Genomic DNA, 20534 nt, shown 5'->3' with positions numbered 1-20534 from the left:
ACCAGGCGATGACCCTCTCGAGCATGGACGACTACCCCGTCCACCAGGTCGCCGAAGTGATCCGCCACCCGGGCACCTCCGACCGCAACTTCTACGACCGCTACTACTTCAACTGTCACGGAGGCGATCCGACACTGCCGTGGCTGATCGTCGGCTTCGGTGTCTACCCGAACCTGGGCGTCACCGACTGCTTCGCGGTGCTGCGACACGGCGGCGACCACCGGGTGTTCCGGGCGTCGCGCGCACTCGGGGCCGAAAGATCTGATCTCGCGGTGGGGCCGTTCCGTATCGAGATCGAGCAGGGCCTCGAACGTCTGCGACTGGTCCTCGACGACGACAACGTCGGCATGTCGTTCGACCTGACGTTCACCGGGATCAGCCCGGCGACGCTGGAGGCCAGGCACTTCCAACGTCGTCTCGACCGGGTGTTCATCGACACGATGCGTTTTGTGCAGACCGGATCCTGGTCGGGTCGGCTGACGGTCGCCGATGAGTCCTTCGACGTCACCCCGGACACCTGGCGCGGCAACCGGGATCGATCCTGGGGTGTGCGTCCCGTCGGAGAGCCCGAGCCACCCGGTCGTGCGGTGACCGAGACGCACGGGTCGTTCTTCTGGATCTACGCCGTGATCGCGTGCCGGGACTACTCCATCGTCGTTCTGCTGCAGGAGACCTCGACCGGCGAACGGGTGGTCGACGAGACCCAGAGGATCTGGCACGACCGGGACCGGCGCGCCGAATGGCTGGGACGGGTCGAGCACACCATCACGTTCCGGCCCGGCACACGCGAACCGACCGCCGCCACGCTGGTCTTCACCCGTCCCGGAGGTGCGGTGACCACCGTCGAGTGTGTCCCGCAGCTGGCCAACTTCCTCGGTTTCGGAACCGGATATGGACTCGAACAGGACTGGCGGCACGGGATGTGGCAGGGCGAGCTCGAGGTACAGAACAGCCACACGCTCGTCGCCGACCTCGACGACACGATGAAACTGTTCTGCCCGATCGACCATCTAGCCGAGTTCACCGTCAGTGACGGCGAGTCCAGTGAACATGCCCGGGGCCTGTTCGAGTTCGCCGTGATCGGACCGCACGAGCAGTACGGCTTCACCGACTACACCGACGTCGCGGAGTGAACTCGATTCTCGAGCCATCTCGTGATCACACTGTGTAGTTGTCAAAGTGCTGATGCGGTCCCGCCGGGGCGGGTGCATGTATTCGGGTGGTCTGGGTGGCGGCTCTGGAGTTCAGGCGGCGATGGGGTCGTCGAGTCGCATGGTTCTCCGGTTGTAGGCGGGTAGTGGTCGTTGTTGTGGGTCGACGGTGGTGGGTGGGATGAGCCAGGGGTGTCGGTCGGCGCCCATCACGATGTCCCAGCCGTTGTGGTGGACCGCGGTGTGACACGACCGGCAGAGCAGGCACCCGTTGTCGACGGTGGTCGGCCCGCCGTCGACGTGGTGGACGATGTGGTGGACGTCGCACCACGAGGCGGGTGCCCCGCATTTGATGCAGCCGCGGTCACGTAGGAGGACGACTTTGCGGGCGGCCCCGGTGAACAGGCGTTCGGGTGCGGTGACCGAGACCGGTGCTCCGTTGAGGTCGAGTCCGACGCCGGCCAGCCGTGCGTCGCACGAGAGGAGTTTCGCGGACAGTTGCGTGATCGGCCCCATCCACGTCAGCGACGCAGTGCCGGCGGTGAGGGTGGTGGTGTCGACCTCGACGGGGATGGTCACCAGGATCTCGGTGCGCGGCGGCCCCGACAGCGCATCGGGAGCCAGTCCGCGAGAGCCGACTTCCAGTAGCTGCGCGAATGCGTCCGCGCGGCGGCGAGTGGCGGGCCGAAGGTCGTCGGATCCGTCGGGTTCGGATCGTGGGCGTGATGCGGTGTCGAGTGCGGTGATCAGGCGTTCGCCGGTCAGTGCGTCGAGCTCGAAGGTCCCCCGGAGTCGTCCGTCGTCACCGGCCCGCCAATCCAATTCATTGAGGGACGAGTCCTCCGCGGGCGGCAACCGGTCCGGATCGTCGGCGTTGGTGCTGTCGGTTGTCAGCTCGATCGCGACTGCGCGTGCCCGTTCCACGATCTCCGCGGGCGCGGTGCCGGCGACCGCGTGGCCGATCAGACTGCCCTCCAGCGCGGTGATGGCCTCAGAATCCACGGACTCCCCGGTGCGGCGCGCGACGTGCTCGACACCCCGGGCGACCGCGTCGAGGTGCTCAGCCGACACCGACCCGTTGCGACTGTGGCGGGACAACCGCGGTAACACCTGCAGTGCCCGCCCGAGCCGGATCAACCTGGACGCGACAGCGGGAGCCAGACCGTTGGCACACAACAACTCCCGTAGCGACATACCCGACCGCTTCGCGGTACCGACGCGCTCGGCCTGTGCCGTCAACCGCGCCAACAGATCGTCAGCCACCGCGCGTAGTGCCACAGCACCTCGGATCGCGTCCACGATCAGCTTGTCGACATCAGCGACAACTGTTTCTCTACAACCGTATTCATCGACAACTGCGTTGGCGATGTCGGTAAGTGTTCCCCCACTCATGACTCCATCGTACACATGTTCGAACGAGGTGCAACCATTGAATTTAGTGAATCATGTTGAACACCAGTAAATTACAGCGATCTGAACGACGAGCGCGGCAGTGTAGATCAGCCCTACGACATCTCGCGGCCGTGCAGACGCGTCTGTCCACAGGCCGCGTGAAGCGCATCGAAACGACGGCGATCCTGCGGGTCGCCAGCCCGATCGACGCCGCGGTTCGACAGCTCGTGCTCGCGATCGTGCGACCATGGGGCGATGGGTAGACGGACGCGATGGTGGTCAGGGTTCCTGCGTTGGCGGCCGGTTGTTCGGGACACACTGATTCTCGCCATCTACGGCCCATTGATCATTCCGAGAGTGCTGTCGACCCCTTCGTGGTGGGAGTGCATCCTCTTCGCCCTGTGGTTGGCGATAGTCGTCTACATTCCGTTCGAGGTTCGGAATACATGGCGCGATCGCAACAAGCCTCTGAATCGAGGCCTCATGGGGCCGTCGTCGATCCCACTCGACGACATCGACGAGGACACCGTGCACACCATCACCGCGCGTCACGGCGAGCGGGTACCTGCCGTCAAGGAACTCCGCGAGACCTATCCCGGTCTGAGTTTGCTCGACGCGGCCCAACTCGTCGACCGGCACCGAAAGACGTGATCATCGCGGCCTGGCCTGGGTATCGTGGCCACGGTGAAGAATTCGTGGGCGCGGTTCACCACGCAGGAGCGACTCGCGATCTTCAGCTTTGTTCTGCTGGCCGCGGTGTTGGTGTATCTGATCGCTTCGGTGGCGTTCTGAGAGTTGATGACACAGAGGAACACCGTGCGCGATGACGATCTCCCCATCGACAACGGCATGAGGCCGGTTGATCGAGTAGACGTCCATCGCCGCAGATGGTGGCTCCATCCGGAGGTCTGGCTGTTGGAACTGGCCAACATCGCCGTCCTGTTCGGCGTGTGGGTCGTGCACGACGACTTCGCGATCAGCCTGTGGGTCACCGTGCCCGTCGGCTTTGTGCTCATCCTGCTGATCGACGCGCGGGTGCGCCATCTCGCCCGCATAGCGCGATAGTCGGCAGCGCGGCACGACTACGGGGCCGGATGCACCATGGCGCCGGCGCCCGCACGTGCGACGAAGGCCCGCGGTCGGGGAAACCCCGCGGCCTCGACCTCCTCGGTGACCGCGTCGACCATGGCTGTCGCGCGGGTCGACTCGACCAGTGCGATCACACACCCGCCGAAACCACCACCGGTCATTCGTGCGCCGAGAGCGCCTGCGCGCAGTGCCGAGTCGACGATCAGATCGATTCCCGAGGTGGTGATCTCGAAGTCGTCGCGCATCGACGCATGGGATTCGGTCATTTTCGCGCCCACGCGGACATAGTCCCGATCACGCAGTGCGGTGCATGCGTCGAGTACCCGCTGGTTCTCGGTGACTACGTGTCGGGCACGTCGACGGTCGGTGGGATCGGTGATGGCGCTCAGCGAAACGACGTCAGTGACAGCGCGCAGTGATGCGACCTCCAGTGCGGCGGCCGCCCGCTCGCACGACGCCCGGCGTTGTGCGTACTCGCCGCCGGCGTGCCCGTGTGAAGACAACGAATCGAGGACGACCAAGGCGATGCCTGCTGAATCGAGTTCGAACGGAACGGGTTCGACGTCGAGGGACTCGAAGTCGATCAGCAGCGCGTGGTCGGCCAGGCCGTGCAGTGAGGCCAGTTGATCCAGCAGTCCCGTCGGCGCACCCACGTAGTCGTTCTCGGCGCGCTGTGCGGCCCGCGCCCAGGCGAGCTTGTCGAGTGTGGTCTCGGTGGCTGCCGTGAAGGCGCCGATCGCGGCGCATTCCAGGGCTGCCGACGACGACAGACCCGCGCCGACGGGCACCTCACTGCTGATCGTCATGTGCCCACCCGGTACCGCGATCCCGTTCTCTCGCAACGCCCACACAACACCCGCGACGTATGCCGACCACCCCGTCACGTCTCCCGGCCGGGGTGAGGTGCTCACGGTGGCGGTGCCGTGGTCGTCGGCCTCGATGACGATCGTGGTCGAGTCGTCCGGCGTGAGGCCGACCCGGGTGCGTTGCTCCAGCGCGATCGGCAACGCGAAACCGCCGTTGTAGTCGGTGTGTTCGCCCAGCAGGTTGACCCGGCCCGGTGCCGAACACACCACCGTGGGGCTCATCGTTCTCCCGCGGCGTCTCGTTCTCCCGTGGCGTCGGCGACGTCGCGTAGACGAGCCGCGATGCTCTCCGGCGTGACGTCGGTGATGAACGCGTCCATGGCGGACTCCGATCCCGCGAGGAACTTGAGCTTGGTGGCGCTGCGGCGAACAGACATCAGCTCGATGTGGAAGTAGCCCTCCCGCTGCGCGGGATCTGACGAGTACTGATGCAGCGCGGAGATGTACGGCAACGGTGTCGGGTGCAGCGCGTCGAACCGGGTGAGCACGTCGAGGTAGACCGCGGTCAGTGAGTCGATCTCGTCGTCGTCGAGGTCGGTGAGGTTGTGCACCTTTCGATTCGGGTAGATGTGTACCTCGACGGGCCACCGTGCGGCGAACGGCACGAAGGCGGTGGTGAGCTCGTCGCCGGCCACGACACGACTGTTCTCCGTGCGTTCGGAGGCCACGATGTCGGCGAAGAGATTCGTGTCGTGGTCGCGACGATGGGCGTCGGCCCGATCGAGCATCGAGCGGGTGCGTGGCGTGAGGTAGGGGTATGCGTAGATCTGGCCGTGCGGGTGGGTGAGGGTCACGCCGATGTCCTCACCGCGGTTCTCGAAACAGAACACCTGCGCGACCCCGGGGAGGGCGAGCAGCGACCGGGTGCGGTGGCGCCACGCCTCGACCACCAGACGCGCGTGGGCGTGGCTCAGCGACGCGAACGACGCGTCGTGATCGCTGGAGAACGAGATGACCTCGCATCGGCCGTACCCCTCGGCGGCGGTCGGCACGTCGTCGAGCGGTTGCGGCAGAACGAAATCTGATCCCGCGGCGGCACCGGACAGACTGGGGAACCGGTTCTCGAACACGACGACGTCGTAGTCGGCCGCGGGCACCTCGCTGACGGCGCCGGTGGCCGAGGGGCACAGGGGGCATTGATCGGCGGGTGGCTTGTAAGTGCGGTCCTGCCGCAGCGCGGCCACCGCCACCCAGTCGCCGGTCGCCCTGTCGAAGCGAACCTCGGATGCGAGCCCGGCGCGGTCGGGCAGGGGGCGGACGTCGGGTACGGGATCGGGACGGTGTCCCGGTAGCGCGAAGAACAGGATCTCGCGGCCATCGGCGAGAGTGGCGTGCACCGGGGGCGCGGCGTCGGCGCCGGTCATGTCGGTGTCCGATCGTGGTCGACAGGTGCGATGCGCAGGTCGGTGATGTGGTCGGCGAGCTCGATGCGCGCCGGTTCGGGCAACGCGGTGTCGGTGACGAGGGTGTCGACCCGACTCAGCGGCGCGATCACGTTCGCACCGACCTCGAGGTACTTGGTGTGGTCGGCGAGGACGATCAGGCTGCGACCGATGTCCGCGAGCCGTCGGTTGGTCTGCGCCTCGGCGATGTTCGGTGTGGTCAGGCCCGCCTCGGGGTCCACCCCGTGCACGCCCAGGAAACTCACGTCGACACGGAAAGTCGACAGCGCGGCGTCGGCGATCGGCCCCACCAATGCGTCCGACGGCGTGCGTGAACCGCCGGTGAGGAACACCTCGGGGTTGCTCGGGGACTGGGGGCGCTGGGGATCGGTGAGTTCCTGGAAGATCGAGATCGAGTTCGTGACAACGGTGATCGACGAACGCTCGCCGAGAAGGCGGGCGAGTTCAAGTGTGGTCGTGCCCGCACTGATCGCCACGGTCATCCCGTTCTCGATGAGTTCGAGTGCGGTGTGGGCGATCGCAATTTTCTCGGCCCGCTGCTGGGTGGCCTTGATCGCCGACCACGGTTCCTCGCCACGGTTGTGCCGCGACACCGCGCCGCCGTGCACCTTGTGCAGGGCCTCCCGGTCGTCGAGGGCGTCGAGATCGCGGCGGACGGTCATCTCCGACACCCCGAGATCGGCTGCGAGAGAGGCGACCCGAACGGTGCCGTCCCGCTGCAGGGCGTCGAGGATCCAGCGGCGGCGCTCGACTGCGAGCATCAGCACCTCCTGAATCGGCGGGGTCGGTGGTCGAACAGTATCAAACATCGTCGGTGTTGCTAATTGTTCGGAAATGTGTGAGGTTGTCTGGGCTAGTGACCCAGCTCACCGCCAACAAAGGAGTTGTCGAATGAACCTCGCGTCGGGCAACGTGCTCCGCCTCGATGCCGGAGCCCTGGACTACGTGTTCATCGCGCTCTACTTCGTGTTCGTGCTGGGGATCGGTTATCTGGCACGCAGCCAGATCTCGTCGAGCCTGGACTTCTTCCTCTCCGGTCGCCGACTGCCGGCCTGGGTCACCGGGATCGCCTTCGTCTCGGCCAATCTCGGCGCGGTCGAGATCATGGGCATGTCAGCCAACGGCGCGCAGATCGGCCTCGCGACGATGCACTACTACTGGATCGGTGCCATCCCCGCGATGCTGTTCCTCGGCGTCGTGATGATGCCGTTCTACTACGGCTCCAAGGTGCGCAGCGTTCCCGAGTTCATGCGGCGTCGCTTCGGCACCGGCGCGCACCTGGTGAACGCGATCAGCTTCGCGGTGGCCCAGGTGCTCATCGCGGGGGTCAACCTGTATCTGCTGGCGACCGTCGTCAACGTGATCCTGGGCTGGAGCCAATGGGTCTCGCTCATCGCCGCGGCGGCGATCGTGCTGACCTACACCGCGCTCGGCGGCCTGTCGGCAGCGATCTACAACGAGGTGTTGCAGTTTTTCGTCATCCTCGCGGCGCTGGTGCCGTTGACGGTGATCGGTCTGATCAAGGTCGGTGGCTGGAACGGGATGAAAGAGAAGATCGTGGCCACCACCACCGATGGCAAGGTGACCGCCACCGTGGGCGACCAGATGTCGTCGTGGCCCGGAAATGCCCTGAGCGGCTTCGACAGTCCCGTCTGGTCGGTGATCGGCATCGTGTTCGGACTCGGTTTCGTGCTGTCGTTCGGGTACTGGACCACCAACTTCGTCGAGGTGCAACGCGCCATGGCCTCGAAGTCGATGTCCGCCTCGCGCCGCGCCCCCATCATCGGCGCCATCCCGAAGATGTTCATCCCGTTCGTCGTGGTGGTGCCGGGCATGATCTGCGCAGCGGTCGTCGGCGACATGATCTCGCTCAAGAACGGCCCCAACGCCGGTGGCGTCACCTACAACGACGCGATGTTGCTGATGATCCGCGACATCCTGCCCAACGGCCTGCTCGGTGTGGCCGTGGCCGGGCTGATCGCGTCGTTCATGGCCGGCATGGCGGCCAACATCTCGGCGTTCAACACCGTGTTCAGCTACGACATCTGGCAGCAGTACATCGTGAAGAACAAGCCGGACAACTACTACATCGGCGTCGGCCGTCTCGCCACCGTCGGTGCGACGATCCTGGCGATCTTCACCGCACTGATCGCATCCGGTTACTCCAACCTGATGGATTATCTGCAGACCCTGTTCGGGTTCTTCAACGCGCCGTTGTTCGCGACGTTCCTGTTGGGCATGTTCTGGAAGAAGATGACCCCGACGGCCGGCTGGATGGGGTTGGTGGCCGGAACCCTCTCCGCCGTGACAGTTTTCATCCTCTCGAAGGTCGGGGTGATCAACCTCCCGGGGCAGGGTATGCCGTTCGTCGCGGCGTCGGCGGCGTTCGTGGTCGACATTGCGGTCAGCGTCTCCGTCAGCACGGTGACCACCGCGAAACCGGTGGCCGCGCTGGTCGGCCTCGTCTATTCGGAGACGCCGAAGTCGCACTTCACCGATCCCGAGGACGCGAACAACCCGTGGTTCAAGCGGCCGGTGCCGCTGGCCGGTGTGGGGCTCGTGCTCGTCCTCGCACTCAACCTCGTCTTCCACTGACGTCTCACGAGATCAGGAGTCATCATGATCACCCCCGACACCACGCCCGGCGCCAGTCGGAAGACCCGGATCCTGGCCCGGCTGTTCGACATCCGGAACATCATCGCCGCCCTCATCGGGATCTACGGCGTCCTGTTGGTCCTCGCCGGCCTGATGCCCGACGCCTTCGGTACCCGTGAACACCAACCCCGCGACGCGAATCGCGTCGACATGGCCGCGGGCACCGATGCCAACACCTGGGTCGGGCTGATCATGGTGGTGGTCGCCGCGGTGTTCGTCATCTGGGCGCTGTGGCGTCCACTGGTGAGCGACGCCGATGCCGACGGCGAGCAGAAGGCGACGATGTCCTGATCTCCTCGGCGGCGCGTCCGATCCTGCGAGAACACACGATCAGGATCGTCACCGCAGCAATGGCATACACGACATAGCTCACCAGGCTGACCACGAGCTCGCCGGCTCCGGTGCCGTACCCGCCGAAGAATGCGCGCCAGGTGTAGGTCAGTACGAGACCGGCGGCGACGGCCAACCGGTGGTTCGCGGTCCATTCGGCGGACCGCGACCACCAGGCGACCGACGCTCCGAGCACGGCGAGTGACACCACCATCCCGGGAACCGCGACCCACGCGATGCCGGTGTGGCCCGCCACCTGGAACGCTCCCGCGCAGACCAGGACGACGCCGGCGACCGACCACGCCGAGGGAGCGAAGCGGCCCGGTGTCGTCGGTGACTGACTTCGGGGCAGGTTCACGGCCAGGGCGACGAGCGCGGCGACGATCACCGCGCAGGTGACGAGCTGTGCCGGCGATGCCAGGAAGTCGCCGTAAGCCGGGTAGTTCGTGGCGAAGGTGACCCCGGCGCCGAGAACGAGGAGCACGCCGATCACCGTCAGCGCCCGGTTGCTCAGCCATGGGGTGGTTCGTCGATCAGGTTGGGCCTCCTCGATCAACGCGATGGGCGCGGCCACGCTCCACAGGACATGCAGGCTCAGGACGAAAATGGTCCAGGGCAGTCCGATCCCGAGCGCGGCGATGTGGCCGGAGTCCAGGAGGCGGAGGTCGGCGTAGTCCGGGTTGAACAGCGACATCGTCAGCAGTCCCTCCTCCGCGACGCCGAATGCGAGTCCGAGCAGCAGGATCGTGGGCCATCCCCGGTCGAGTCTGCGCGTGACCTCACGGATCATCACCGCTCCGGCGCCGTACCAGAGCGAGAGCGGCAGGATCAGCGGCAGCAGGTAGATCGGGAAATCGCCGAGGAAGAACTCGGCGATCAGGGGAGCCAGGAAGAACAGTCCGACAACGGGATTGCGACGCCATCTCATGTCACCGACTCTGGTCGGGTCGGCGACGAGGCGACAGTGACACCTGTCATGGATCCGCCGGTGCAGGTGTCACATGGCGATGTCCGCGCCGCTCAGGCGGGCACGCCGACCATCTCCGCACTGACCTCCCAGAGGCGGCGCGCCAGGTCGGCGTCGTAGGCCTGCTTGTTGGTCTTGCGCACCTTGTGTTTGATGTAGAACTCGCCGGACTGCCAGTCCTCACCGGCGGTGCCCTGCGCGAGCCACACCAGCGTCCGCGCGCCCTTGTCCGGGCCGATCATGGCAAGTCGGCGCAACGGAGTCGCGTAGACGAAACGCATCGGACTGGTCGTGTCGGACGCGAAATTCGTCGCCACGTTTCCCGGGTGGAACGCCACCGAGGTGAGGCCGCGGTCGGAGAACCGTCGGTCGAGTTCTCGGGTGAAGAGGATGTTCTCGAGTTTGCTGTCGCCGTAGGACTTGTGCGGTGAGGGGTTCTTTTCGTTGTTGAGGTCGTCGATGTCGATGTCGCCGAAGAGTCGGGCGCCGATACTCGAGGTGTTGACGACCGCCGCGCGACTGGAGATCAAGGTGTCGAGCAGAAGGTTGGTGAGCAGGAACGGCGCGAGGTGATTCACCTGGAAGGTCTTCTCGAAGCCGTCGACCGTGCGCGCGGGCTGTCCGAACATCCCCCCGGCGTTGTTCGCCAGGACGTCGATCCGTGGGTGCGCCGCCTTCAGCGTCGACGCCAGTCCACGCACCTCGGACAGGTCGGCGAAATCGGCGACGTGGAACTGTGCGCCGATGGAACCCGCCACTGCCTTCGTCTTCTCGGCGGAGCGTCCGACGACGATGACCTCGTCGCCCTTGTCGGACAACTGTTTCGCCGCCGATGCGCCGATGCCGTCACTTGCCCCGGTGATCACGATCGTCTTCGCCATGTGGTTTCGCGCTTTCGCCGTGCTGAGGTGCGGACGGGTACAACGGTAGTCGGTGTCGACGAAAGGTAGATCTGATGACGTTGCGAGTGGCTCTGTTGGGAACCGGTCTGATGGGAGCGGGAATGGCGCGGAGCATGCTGCGCGCCGGACTCGATGTGACCGTCTGGAACCGGTCGGTGGACAAGACCACCGACCTCGGTGAGGCCGGGGCGCGGGTGGCCACCGATCCGTCCGACGCTGTTCGCGACGCCGACATCGTCGTGACCATGTTGTTCGACGTCGAATCGGTCGAAGCAGTGATGAGCGAGGCCATCGATGCCATCGCAGACGGCGTGCCGTGGGTGCAGACCAGCACCGTCGGCATCGCCGGTACGGAGCGTCTGGCCTCTCTGGCGAGCGAGCATGACGTCACGTTCGTCGATGCCCCGGTCTTGGGGACACGCGCACCCGCCGAGAACGGCGCCCTCACCGTGCTCGCGGGCGGTCCGGTCGACGTGCGCGATCAGGTGGCACCGCTGTTCGACGCGATCGGCTCGACGACGGTGTGGGTCGGTGAGAAGGCCGGTGACGGGCATCGCCTCAAGCTGGTCGCCAACTCGTGGGTGCTGTCGATCACGACCGCGACTGCACAGGCGGTGGGAATGGCGCAGCATCTCGAGATCGATCCGCGTCAGTTCCTCGACTCCATCAGCGGCGGCCCGCTCGACTGCGGCTACGCGCAGCTGAAGGGCGACGCGATGATCACCGGTTCGTTGGACCCCTCATTCGCCCTGGATGGCGCCACCAAGGACAGCGGCCTCATCGCCGACGCCATGGAGGGTGCGGGCATGGACGCATCGGTCATGCGGGCCATCCGCTCACGATTCGCGGCCGCATCCGACGCCGGTTACAGCGACAGCGACATGGCCGCGGTCATCCACGGTTTCGAGGCCTGAACCGCGCGGCTAGGTGAACAGCTGGAATGCGTCGAAGATCACTGCGATTCCGCCGGCGACCGCGAGAACAATGATGATGCCCACGATGATCATCACCGTGATGATGGTGGGGGAGAACCGCTTCGGCACGGTCTGACGGCCGTCCGACTCCAGCGAGGTCGATCCGCTGTCGGGGGGCGTCGCGCCCGGGGCGAGTTCGCCGCCGGACTCGAGGTCGGCGTCGGGCTTGTACGGGTTGGGCTCGGTGGTCATATGACTCCTGAACTGAGAATTCGTCCGCTGCCGTCGGATCGGCGCAGTGGGTGAGAGTTTCGAGGTGGGCCTGGCTCTGTTGTGAACCTGCGACCGTGCGATGGGCTCCGCACAACATCGCCGCGTCTGGGCGACCGGAATGGGCATGGGAGCTTCCCGCGTCGTAGTACCCAACGGTACGCCGTTCGGACGACGTTCTTGAACTTCCTGTCCAGTAATCCGGTCGCCGGATGTGTGCATCTGGTCTCATGTGATCTCGGTCGCTGGCCGGAATCATCGGCTACTGGTCTAGGGTTCCATTATTGAACATTTGGTTCACTTGGTGGAGATCCTGAGGAGGACGCATGACTCACGACGACACACACGGTCGGATCACCCATGCCCGCAACGCAGCGGTGCTGAGCAAGGTGGGTTCGCTCGCGGGCGCGCTCGGCGTCGTACTCGTGGCCCTCGGTGTGGTCGGTCTGCTGACCGGGCGCACCGTCCTCGGCGTCATCGCCGTGGTGGTCGCAGTGGTGCTGTTCGGCGTGACCGCGGTCGGCACCCGCATCAATTCGCAGGCGCGACAGGATCCCGGGGCGCAGAAGCGATCGAGTCGACTCCGTCGGGCCCGCTACCGCAGCGCTTACCCGGCGCATCAGCAGCAACAGCAGACTCAGAGCGCCGGTACCGAGGACCGTCCGGCCGAGTGACGCGTCACCAGGTCTGTTCTGCCGAGCGGACCAGCATCTCGTTCACTGCCACTCGGCGATCCCTCGTCACCATGTAGGTGACCGCGTCGGCGATGTCGTCGGGTCGCAACGGCACGATGGCATCGACGTTCGCCCGCATCGCCTCCCGGGCACCGTCGCGTACGTGGTCGAGCAACTCGGTGTCGACGGTTCCCGGCTCCACGACCCCCACGCGAATCCGCGCGGCCAGCAACTCCTGGCGTAGTGACTCGCTGAACGCATTGACCCCGAACTTGGTCAGGCTGTAGATCCCGGTGCCCGGGCGCGCGACCCGGCCGGCCGTGGAGCTGATGGTGACGATGTCGGCCACACCGCGCGGGGAGTCTCTCGCGGCGTCGGTGAGATGTCCGATCGCAGCCCGTGTGACGTACAGCAGTCCACGAACGTTGATGTCCAGCATGCGGTCCCACTCACCGTCGGGCGCATCGGCGATGGGGCCCGACAGCATCAGTCCCGCGTTGTTCACGAGGATGTCGAGCCGCCCCGATTCCGCGACGACGCTGTGCACGGCTGCCTGCGCCCGCGCCTCGTCGGTCAGGTCGGCCTCGACCGCGAACGCGCTGCCGCCCGCGTCGGTGATGTCGGCGACCACCTGATCCAGGCGGTCACGGCGGCGCGCGACGAGCGCCACCCGTGCGCCACGGGCGGCGAGCGACCGGGCGGTCGCGGCTCCGATGCCACTGCTCGCTCCGGTCACGAGGGCGGTGGTGGAGGCCAGTTCTGTCGACACGGGTGCGCCTTTCGATGGTCGTGCGGTGGACCGCGAGTGCGGTGGTCACCGGTCCGTTCGGTGTCGCGGGTGATGGCCCACCGATGCGACGCAGGTGCCCGACCCGTCGGGGCGACGACCAGTGCCCCCAGTCGGACTCGAACCGACACTGGGCGGATTTTAAGTCCGCTGCCTCTGCCAATTGGGCTATGGGGGCGCTCGGCTCGCGACGTCCATGCGGCCGACAACCAGAATCTCACGGTCGCGCATCGACCCGCCGACGAGGTGAGAGACTGTCGGGCGTGACATCGGATGCGGTGAGTCGACCCGACGATGTCCGTCGCACCCGCGGCCGCCCGCCGGGACCCGGCGTGGACCTCCTCGCACGTCGCGAAACACTCCTCGACGCCGCCGAGTCGGCGATCGGCGTCAACGGCATCGAGTTCAGCCTCGGTCAGGTGGCCGACCTGGCCGGCCTGACCCGGTCGGCCGTCTACGCGGTCTTCGAGGACAAGGACGACCTCGTCGCGTCGCTGACGCGACGACACACGGCTCGGATCACCGGCCATCTCGGTGCGGCGGTCACCGGCGCGCCCGACCTGCAGGCCGCAACGCGTGCCGCGGTCGAGGTCCTGGTCGAGTGGGTCGAGAGCGAGTCGTCGCTGGCGCCGGTGCTGATGCCGCAGATGCATCGAGGGGTGGGCCACTCGGCGATCACCGGATACCTGGAGACGTTGCTGGAGCAGGGGTTCGCGACCCTGGGGAGCGACGTCCGCGCGGCCGGTCCGTGGGCACGCGCTCTCATCGGCGCGATCTCGGTCACTGTGGGATGGTGGGTTCGCGAGCGCACCATGGATCGTGACGAACTCGTCGACCATCTGACGAACCTGCTCTGGTCCGGCTTCCAGGGAGCGCAACCGTCTCCCGACCCTTGACTCCCGACCCCGAAATAGACACCATGTCTTTTGTGCCTTTCGTACGCGTGACCGACCTCTGCCCGCGGTGAGTCGACGTGACGCGTATCGATGTGGCGACGCAGCTCGCCTGTAGCGCCGAGCAGGCCTGGGGACTGCTCACCGATCCCGATCTGAAGACCATCTGGTCTGCGGCGCCCTTCCATGTCGAGGACGTCGGCGAGGACGACCGATGTGATCGCGCGGGAGCGTTGCGCGAGGTGGAGATCTCCGTGCCACTGCGTACCCGGGTACACGAGGTGGTGACGGTGGCCGACGAACCCCATCGGCTCGACTACATGGTCTACAAGGGTGCCCCGCTGCTCCGAGATCACCACGGCCGCATCGACATCGAGACGACGCCCGCGGGGTGCGCCGTCCGATGGACCGTCGACGTGTCCTTCACGACGAAGCTCGGCATGATCGCGACGCCGAGCCTGCGGCGCGAGATGGAGAAATCCCTCGCCGGGCTCTCCGAGCAGTCCAAGCTGATGCCGCCGCCGGCCGTGGTGACCACGCGTCGGCCGCACCCCGCTCGTCCGCGCCGAACGCCGGCGTCGGTGTTGCGCCCCGAGGTCGACCGCCAACTCGGCCATCAGCGACTGATCGCCGACGAGTTCGCGCGCACCGGTGACCCGAAATACTGGCTGGCGCGCAGTCATGTGCTCGCGAACGAGGAGGCGCTGGCGCTCGTCGACGCGCGCGTCATCGAGAACCCGGACTGGCTGCTGCACGTGATGTCGACGCTGCATCGCCGCTATGTGTCCAATCTGCACGCCTACCGCACCGGTGGCCCGATCTCGCCGACGTGGCGGTCGGCCTGGGCGCGATGCGAGGAGACCTCGCCGCGTCGGGCTTTCGGCGGCGTGCTCGCCGGAATCCGGGCCGGGTCGCGGGCTCATCTCGCCGAGGACACCCCCGCTGCTCTCGCCGAGGTGTGGGGCGTGAACTACCGCGACACGAGGCATTACAAAGAGTTCCGAGCCGACTACATACGTCTGTCGAGTCTGCACGGGACATGCGCCGACCGTCTCCTCGCCGAACTGCCCGCCGACCTCGTCCCGCGTCCACTGCGGCTGTCGCGACTGCTGTCGCCGGAACTCCGCGACATGGTCGTCCGTCGGGTCTACTACGACATCGAGGTGGACCGGATGCGGGCCTTCGACCGCGGCTACGACATCGCCCGGCGGACCTTCTGACGTCGCAGTGTTAACTTGACGCCGTCCACCTGTGTCGGCGCCGAAGGAGCACCACGATGCTCTCCCGTCTGACCAAGGGTGTCATCGCCGCACCTCGCCGCGTCCTGCTGGTCACGCTGGCGATCCTGGTGGTCTGTGGTGCACTGGGGTTCGGGGTCGGGTCCGCCCTCTCGGCCGGCGGCTACAGCGACCCCACGTCGGAATCGGCCCGCGCCGGTGCGCAACTCGGTGAGACGTTCAACCGCGGCGGTCTCCAGGTGGTCATAGCGCTCCGCCTCCCGACGACCGGCGACATCTCCCAGGACCCGACCGCCCTCGGGGTCGCGAAACAGATCACCGACACCCTCGAGACCGAGACGTTCGTCCAGCAACCGGTGCTGTCGCTGTGGCGCAACTCCGATCTCGCCCCCGCGCTGCAGAGTGCCGAGGGGTCCACCGGCCTCATCGTGTTCACGGTGTCGGGCGGTGAACGCGACGGTGCACTGCACGCGCAGGCCATCGACGACGAGTTCGCCGGGGGTCGCTCGGGGATCACCGTGACCGTCGGCGGTGAGGCCCTGGTCTATCAACAGATCAACGACCAGACGTCGCGCGACCTCGCCATAGCGGAGGCCATCGCCATCCCGATCAGCTTCTGCCTGTTGATCTGGGTCTTCGGCGGGCTGGTCGCGGCCGCCATCCCCGTGGTCATCGGCCTGATCGCCATCATCGGGGCGGCGGCGATCCTGCGCATGATGACGTTGTTCACCGATGTGTCCGTCTTCGCGCTGAACCTGGCGACCGCACTCGGGCTGGCCCTGGCCATCGACTACACGTTGCTGATCATCAGCCGTTATCGCGAAGAACTCGCCTCCGGGCGGAAGCGTGAGGACGCGTTGATCCGCACGATCAGCACCGCGGGACGGACGGTCCTGTTCTCGGCGGCCACGGTCGGGTTGTCGTTGTGCGCCATGGCGATCTTCCCCATGTACTTCCTGCGGTCGTTCGCCTACGCGGGCATCGGGGTGATCATCGTCGCGGCCGCCGCCGCACTCATCGTGACCCCGGCGATCCTGTTCGCGCTCGGTGACCGGGTCGACGCGCTCGACGTCCGCCGACCGATCCGTCGACTGCTGCGCAAGCCGCCGCCGGCGGCCATCGACCCGGAGGACTCCGCGTTCTACCGGTCGACGAAATTCGTGTTCCGACATCACCTGGTGGTCGGGGTGTCGATCATCGCCTTCCTGCTGCTGCTCGGCGCGCCCTTCCTCGGCATGAAGGTGGGGTTCCCCGACGAGCGGGTCCTGCCCACCTCGGCGTCGTCGTTCGAGATCGGTGCGCAGCTCCGAGAGGACTTCCCGCAGAACGCGAGTGTGTCGATCACCGCCGTGCTCCCCGACGTCGGTGGCGACGCGGCGGCGAACTCCGCGGTGGCGGCCTACGCCGACACGATGTCGCGGATCGCCGACGTCAACGGCGTGACCACCGCACAGGCGGCCTTCGTCGACGGGCAGGAGTTCGCGCGCGGCGACCCGGGGGCGAGCATCGACCGCGCACAGTTCGTCACCGTCGCCACGTCGCTGGATCCGTTGTCGCGCGCGGGTTCCGACCAGCTCGATGCGTTGCGTGCGGTGCCGACACCGGGCGGTACGCAGGTCCTGTTCACCGGATTGGCGCAGCAGAACCGCGACAACGTCGACGCCATCGTCGACCGACTGCCGCTGGTGCTCGGCCTGATCGCCGTCACGACCTTCGTCCTGCTGTTCCTGCTCAGCGGGAGTGTCCTGTTGCCACTGAAGGCGTTGGTGCTCAACGCGTTCTCGTTGAGCGCCACGTTCGGTGCGATGGTGTGGATCTTCCAGGACGGTCACCTGGGCGGGTTGGGCACCACGGTGACCGGTTCGCTGGCCGCGACCATGCCGGTGCTGATGTTCTGTATCGCGTTCGGGCTGTCGATGGACTACGAGGTCTTCCTGCTCTCGCGGATCCGCGAGGAGTGGCTGCGCACCGGGCAGGCGACCCGCGCCGACAACGAGCAGGCGGTGGCCATGGGACTCGCCCGCACCGGCCGGGTGGTGACCGCCGCAGCGGTGCTGATGGCGATCGTGTTCGCGGGCATCATCGCCTCGCAGGTGTCCTTCATGCGCATGTTCGGACTCGGACTGATGCTCGCGGTGCTCGTCGACGCCACGCTCGTGCGGGTGCTGCTGGTGCCGGCGTTCATGCGGTTGGCCGGTCGGGCCAACTGGTGGGCGCCGGGTCCGCTGCGCAGATTCCACGATCGCTTCGGGCTGACCGAATCCGACGGCGACGACCCCGATGCCGCAATCGATCCCGCCCCTGCCGTACCCGGTCGTGCGTCCACCCGCCTGCGCTGATGTCGCCGGGTCGGCCCGGTCAGCGGGGCAACGACAGTTCGGCGCGGAGGAATTCCGACATCACCTCGGCGGTGCGGTCCGGCCGGTCGAGCATCGTCAGGACGTAGGAGTCCTCGATCTCGACGAGCCGTGCGTCGGGCAGCAACTCGGCCAGCGCGGGGCCGTGCGCAGCCGGCATCATCCGGTTCTCCGGCGCCCAGATGATCAGCGCGGGTCGGTCGAAGCAGGCGAGCTTCTCGGTGTCGGCGATCAGGGCCTGTCGGTCGAATCGGGTCAGCGCATACCGGCGGACATCGGATCGGACGCCCGCCGACGCCAGGGCGCCGGCGGTCCACCGTTCCACGATGTCCTGCGGGATCTCGCGAACGGCCATGTCGCCGAGTAGCAGTCGCATGCGTCGGAGAAACGGGATGCGCAGCTGCCAGGCCGCGAACCGGATGCCGCCCGGGGTGTGTACGGCCACCGCGACCATCTTCCCCGCCAGCCCCGGTGGGAAGTTGTCGTACGCCTCGCACGGCAGGACGATCATCCGCCCGACCCGCTCGTCGCGTCCGCGGGCGGTGAGGAACAGCGGACCGCCCCAGTCGGTGACGACCAGGGTCACGTCGCGCAGGTCCAGCGCGTCGAGGAACTCGGCCAGCAGGTCGACCATCGCCGCGAGCGTCAGGTCGGCGTGCGGCGACATCGGTACCCGGTGACCACCCAACGGCAGCACCGGCAACACGTATCGACACGACTCCGGCAATCGGGGGAGGACCAGATCCCACTGCGCGTCGTTCATCAACAGACCGTGCAGCAGGACGACCGGTGGGCCGTGCGGGTCCCCGGCCTCGGCGTACTCGAGGAGCCCTGCGCTCAACTCCACCGACCGGCGGTCCCGGTTCCCGACGTGCATGAGGCTCCCTCTCGACGAATCCGCTAGAGCGATCATTCTAGAACTATCATTCCAGTGAACACCATAGAAAGGCAGCGGCCATGGCGAGATCCACGCGGGAGTCGATCCTGACCGCGACCGCCGAGTTGATGCGCCGCCAGGGATACGCCGCGGTGAGCATCAAACAGATCGCCGCAGGCTCCGGCGCGCCGATCGGTTCGATCTACCACCACTTCCCGGGCGGCAAGACGCAGATCGCCCGCGAGGCGCTGGTCGACTCCGGGGCCGCCTACGCGGTGCTGATACCGACCCTGATGGAGGGACACGACGATCTGGGTGAGGCGATCGCCCACGCATTCCGCGCGGCCGCGGAGACGATGGAGTCGACCGGATTCGCCAACATGTGCCCGGTCTCCACGGTGGCGGGCGAGGTGGCCGACTCCGAGGAGTCGCTCCGAGTCGCCGCCGCCGAGGTCTTCGAGTCCTGGGTGAGCGGTGCGGCAGAGCACTTCGCCCGGCGGGGCGTCGACGCCGACGCGGCCCGCGAGGTGGCGATCTCGGTGATCTGCGCCCTCGAGGGCGCCTTCGTCATGGCCCGCACCACGCGCAGCACCGAACCGCTGCTCGCCGCGGGTGCCGCGGTCGCGCATCGCCATCGCGGCGTGCGACTGACCGACGGGCACGCGGTCGCTGCGCCAATGGTCAAGAGTAGGTAAAGTCGGTCACGGAACTCGGACACCGTGTCGATCGTTGACGTGACAGTCGCTCACGGTGACACCGGAAGCCACTGACGGCCATGGGCAGTGTTGAACGAATTGATCGAGCCGATCGAACTTAGTGAAGGGACCAGACGGTGCGAGAAAGTAGCAATCCGGTCATGCGGGGTGTACTCCGCGACAACCAGAAGAATGGTGGTTACGCCGGGTTCGGAACCGGGATGGCCGGGGCCGGCCAGGGCGCCGTGATGGGCCAGCAGCTGGGCCAGCCGCAGCAGACCGACCCGTACGCCCGCCCCGGGCAACCGGTCGGCGCCCGGTCGATGACCATCGACGACGTCGTCACCAAGACCGCGTCGACGCTCGGCGTGCTGATCGTCACCGCCCTCATCTCCTACTTCCTGATCCACCAGAACGAGGGCCTGGCGATGCCGCTGCTGCTCGTCGGTGGCCTCGGCGGATTCGTCCTCGTCATGATCGCGACCTTCGGGCGCAAGCAGGACAACCCCGCCATCGTGCTCTCCTACGCGGCGCTCGAGGGTCTGTTCGTCGGTGCGATCTCGTTCGTCTTCGCCAACTTCGTCGTGGCGGGCGACATCTCGGCCGGGATGCTCATCGGACAGGCCGTGCTCGGCACGTTCGGTGTCTTCGGCGGCATGCTGATCGTCTACAAGACGGGCGCCATCCGCGTCACCCCGCGCTTCACCCGCATGCTGTTCGCCGGTCTCGTCGGCGTCATCGTGCTCATCCTGGCCAACCTGGTCGTCGGGTTCTTCAACGGCGGTGAGGGTCTCGGCCTGCGCAGCGGTGGCCCGATCGCGATCATCTTCTCGCTCGTCTGCATCGGTCTGGCCGCGTTCAGCTTCCTGATCGACTTCGACTCGGCCGACCGTCTCATCCGTGCCGGCGCGCCGGCCAAGGCCGCCTGGGGCATCGCCCTCGGCCTGACCGTGACCCTGGTCTGGCTCTACGTCGAGATCCTGCGACTGCTGAGCTACTTCAACTCCGACTAGTCATCGGGCACCACGCAACTGATCGACAGCGGCCCCACACCCGGCGGGTGTGGGGCCGCTG

Annotated in this window: 21 protein-coding genes and 1 tRNA gene; 12 read left to right on the top strand and 10 right to left on the bottom strand. The window is 66.8% G+C overall.

Features of this window, described 5'->3' with window-relative positions; translation table 11 throughout:
* The first annotated feature begins 8 nt into the window (after positions 1-8).
* A complete protein-coding gene (locus LX13_RS01415; RefSeq protein WP_253659536.1) occupies positions 9-1133 on the top strand; it encodes an Rv3169 family protein in 1125 nt (374 codons plus the stop codon).
* Positions 1134-1244: 111 nt separating this feature from the next.
* Here LX13_RS01415 and LX13_RS01410 read toward each other — a convergent pair whose 3' ends face one another.
* Positions 1245-2543, bottom strand: a complete 1299-nt coding sequence (locus LX13_RS01410; RefSeq protein WP_253659535.1) for an HNH endonuclease signature motif containing protein — start codon at positions 2541-2543, stop codon at positions 1245-1247.
* Positions 2544-3026: 483 nt separating this feature from the next.
* Between LX13_RS01410 and LX13_RS01405 the strand changes: the two genes are divergently transcribed.
* Positions 3027-3194, top strand: a complete 168-nt coding sequence (locus LX13_RS01405) for a hypothetical protein (RefSeq protein WP_253659534.1) — start codon at positions 3027-3029, stop codon at positions 3192-3194.
* 147 nt (positions 3195-3341) lie between these two features.
* Positions 3342-3608: a hypothetical protein gene (locus LX13_RS01400; protein WP_253659533.1), complete on the top strand. Its 267-nt coding sequence runs from the start codon at positions 3342-3344 to the stop codon at positions 3606-3608.
* Positions 3609-3625: 17 nt separating this feature from the next.
* Here the strand turns inward: LX13_RS01400 and LX13_RS01395 are convergent, their stop codons facing one another.
* Genes LX13_RS01395 through LX13_RS01385 form a run of 3 tightly spaced genes read right to left on the bottom strand, consistent with a single transcriptional unit; the run spans position 3626 to position 6662 of the window.
* Positions 3626-4720, bottom strand: coding sequence for a galactokinase (locus tag LX13_RS01395; RefSeq protein ID WP_253659532.1), 1095 nt, complete (start codon positions 4718-4720; stop codon positions 3626-3628).
* Positions 4717-5862, bottom strand: coding sequence for a galactose-1-phosphate uridylyltransferase (galT, locus tag LX13_RS01390; RefSeq protein ID WP_253659531.1), 1146 nt, complete (start codon positions 5860-5862; stop codon positions 4717-4719). The genes LX13_RS01395 and galT overlap by 4 nt, the downstream gene beginning before the upstream one ends.
* A complete protein-coding gene (locus tag LX13_RS01385; protein ID WP_253659530.1) occupies positions 5859-6662 on the bottom strand; it encodes a DeoR/GlpR family DNA-binding transcription regulator in 804 nt (267 codons plus the stop codon). Before LX13_RS01385 ends, galT begins: the two co-directional genes overlap by 4 nt.
* A gap of 130 nt (positions 6663-6792) precedes the next feature.
* Between LX13_RS01385 and LX13_RS01380 the strand changes: the two genes are divergently transcribed.
* Positions 6793-8496: a sodium:solute symporter family protein gene (locus LX13_RS01380; protein WP_253659529.1), complete on the top strand. Its 1704-nt coding sequence runs from the start codon at positions 6793-6795 to the stop codon at positions 8494-8496.
* Between the two features lie 24 nt (positions 8497-8520).
* Positions 8521-8847, top strand: coding sequence for a hypothetical protein (locus LX13_RS01375; protein WP_253659528.1), 327 nt, complete (start codon positions 8521-8523; stop codon positions 8845-8847).
* On the opposite strand, the gene LX13_RS01370 is transcribed toward LX13_RS01375, so the two are convergent.
* Both LX13_RS01370 and LX13_RS01365 read right to left on the bottom strand, forming a co-directional pair.
* Positions 8774-9814, bottom strand: coding sequence for an AF_0692 family protein (locus tag LX13_RS01370; protein WP_253659527.1), 1041 nt, complete (start codon positions 9812-9814; stop codon positions 8774-8776). The two genes, LX13_RS01375 and LX13_RS01370, sit on opposite strands and share 74 nt — an antisense overlap.
* Positions 9815-9906: 92 nt before the next feature.
* Entirely contained in the window at positions 9907-10734 is an 828-nt protein-coding gene (locus tag LX13_RS01365; protein WP_253659526.1) for an SDR family NAD(P)-dependent oxidoreductase, read from the bottom strand.
* A gap of 71 nt (positions 10735-10805) precedes the next feature.
* On the opposite strand from LX13_RS01365, the gene LX13_RS01360 reads away from it, so the two are divergent.
* On the top strand, positions 10806-11669 hold the full coding sequence (locus tag LX13_RS01360; RefSeq protein ID WP_343947347.1) for an NAD(P)-dependent oxidoreductase: 864 nt from the start codon (positions 10806-10808) through the stop codon (positions 11667-11669).
* A gap of 9 nt (positions 11670-11678) precedes the next feature.
* Here LX13_RS01360 and LX13_RS01355 read toward each other — a convergent pair whose 3' ends face one another.
* The gene (locus LX13_RS01355) at positions 11679-11921 is read right to left on the bottom strand and encodes a DUF6480 family protein (RefSeq protein ID WP_253659524.1); all 243 of its coding nucleotides are present in this window, start codon (positions 11919-11921) and stop codon (positions 11679-11681) included.
* 344 nt (positions 11922-12265) lie between these two features.
* On the opposite strand from LX13_RS01355, the gene LX13_RS01350 reads away from it, so the two are divergent.
* On the top strand, positions 12266-12613 hold the full coding sequence (locus tag LX13_RS01350) for a hypothetical protein (protein WP_253659523.1): 348 nt from the start codon (positions 12266-12268) through the stop codon (positions 12611-12613).
* Between the two features lie 4 nt (positions 12614-12617).
* Here LX13_RS01350 and LX13_RS01345 read toward each other — a convergent pair whose 3' ends face one another.
* A complete protein-coding gene (locus tag LX13_RS01345) occupies positions 12618-13382 on the bottom strand; it encodes an SDR family NAD(P)-dependent oxidoreductase (protein WP_253659522.1) in 765 nt (254 codons plus the stop codon).
* A 122-nt stretch (positions 13383-13504) separates the two neighbouring features.
* A tRNA-Leu gene (locus LX13_RS01340) sits at positions 13505-13578 on the bottom strand.
* 85 nt (positions 13579-13663) lie between these two features.
* Here LX13_RS01340 and LX13_RS01335 point away from each other — a divergent pair.
* The 3 genes from LX13_RS01335 (at position 13664) to LX13_RS01325 (ending at position 17870) form a co-directional block, all read left to right on the top strand.
* Positions 13664-14296, top strand: coding sequence for a TetR family transcriptional regulator (locus LX13_RS01335; RefSeq protein ID WP_253659521.1), 633 nt, complete (start codon positions 13664-13666; stop codon positions 14294-14296).
* A 77-nt stretch (positions 14297-14373) separates the two neighbouring features.
* Positions 14374-15513 (top strand): DUF5995 family protein, encoded by a 1140-nt coding sequence (locus tag LX13_RS23365; RefSeq protein WP_253659520.1) that lies wholly within the window; start codon positions 14374-14376, stop codon positions 15511-15513.
* A 56-nt stretch (positions 15514-15569) separates the two neighbouring features.
* On the top strand, positions 15570-17870 hold the full coding sequence (locus tag LX13_RS01325) for an MMPL family transporter (protein ID WP_253659519.1): 2301 nt from the start codon (positions 15570-15572) through the stop codon (positions 17868-17870).
* Positions 17871-17889: 19 nt separating this feature from the next.
* On the opposite strand, the gene LX13_RS01320 is transcribed toward LX13_RS01325, so the two are convergent.
* Positions 17890-18765 carry an alpha/beta fold hydrolase gene (locus LX13_RS01320; RefSeq protein WP_253659518.1) on the bottom strand — a complete coding sequence of 292 codons (876 nt, stop codon included), beginning with the start codon at positions 18763-18765 and terminating at the stop codon, positions 17890-17892.
* 80 nt (positions 18766-18845) lie between these two features.
* On the opposite strand from LX13_RS01320, the gene LX13_RS01315 reads away from it, so the two are divergent.
* Entirely contained in the window at positions 18846-19460 is a 615-nt protein-coding gene (locus tag LX13_RS01315) for a TetR/AcrR family transcriptional regulator (RefSeq protein ID WP_253659517.1), read from the top strand.
* A 137-nt stretch (positions 19461-19597) separates the two neighbouring features.
* Positions 19598-20473: a Bax inhibitor-1/YccA family protein gene (locus LX13_RS01310; protein ID WP_253659516.1), complete on the top strand. Its 876-nt coding sequence runs from the start codon at positions 19598-19600 to the stop codon at positions 20471-20473.
* Positions 20474-20534 lie beyond the last annotated feature (61 nt).

The organism is Williamsia maris, assembly GCF_024171815.1.
GTDB lineage: Bacteria > Actinomycetota > Actinomycetes > Mycobacteriales > Mycobacteriaceae > Williamsia_A > Williamsia_A maris.
This window is presented reverse-complemented; position numbering and strand designations above follow the sequence as displayed.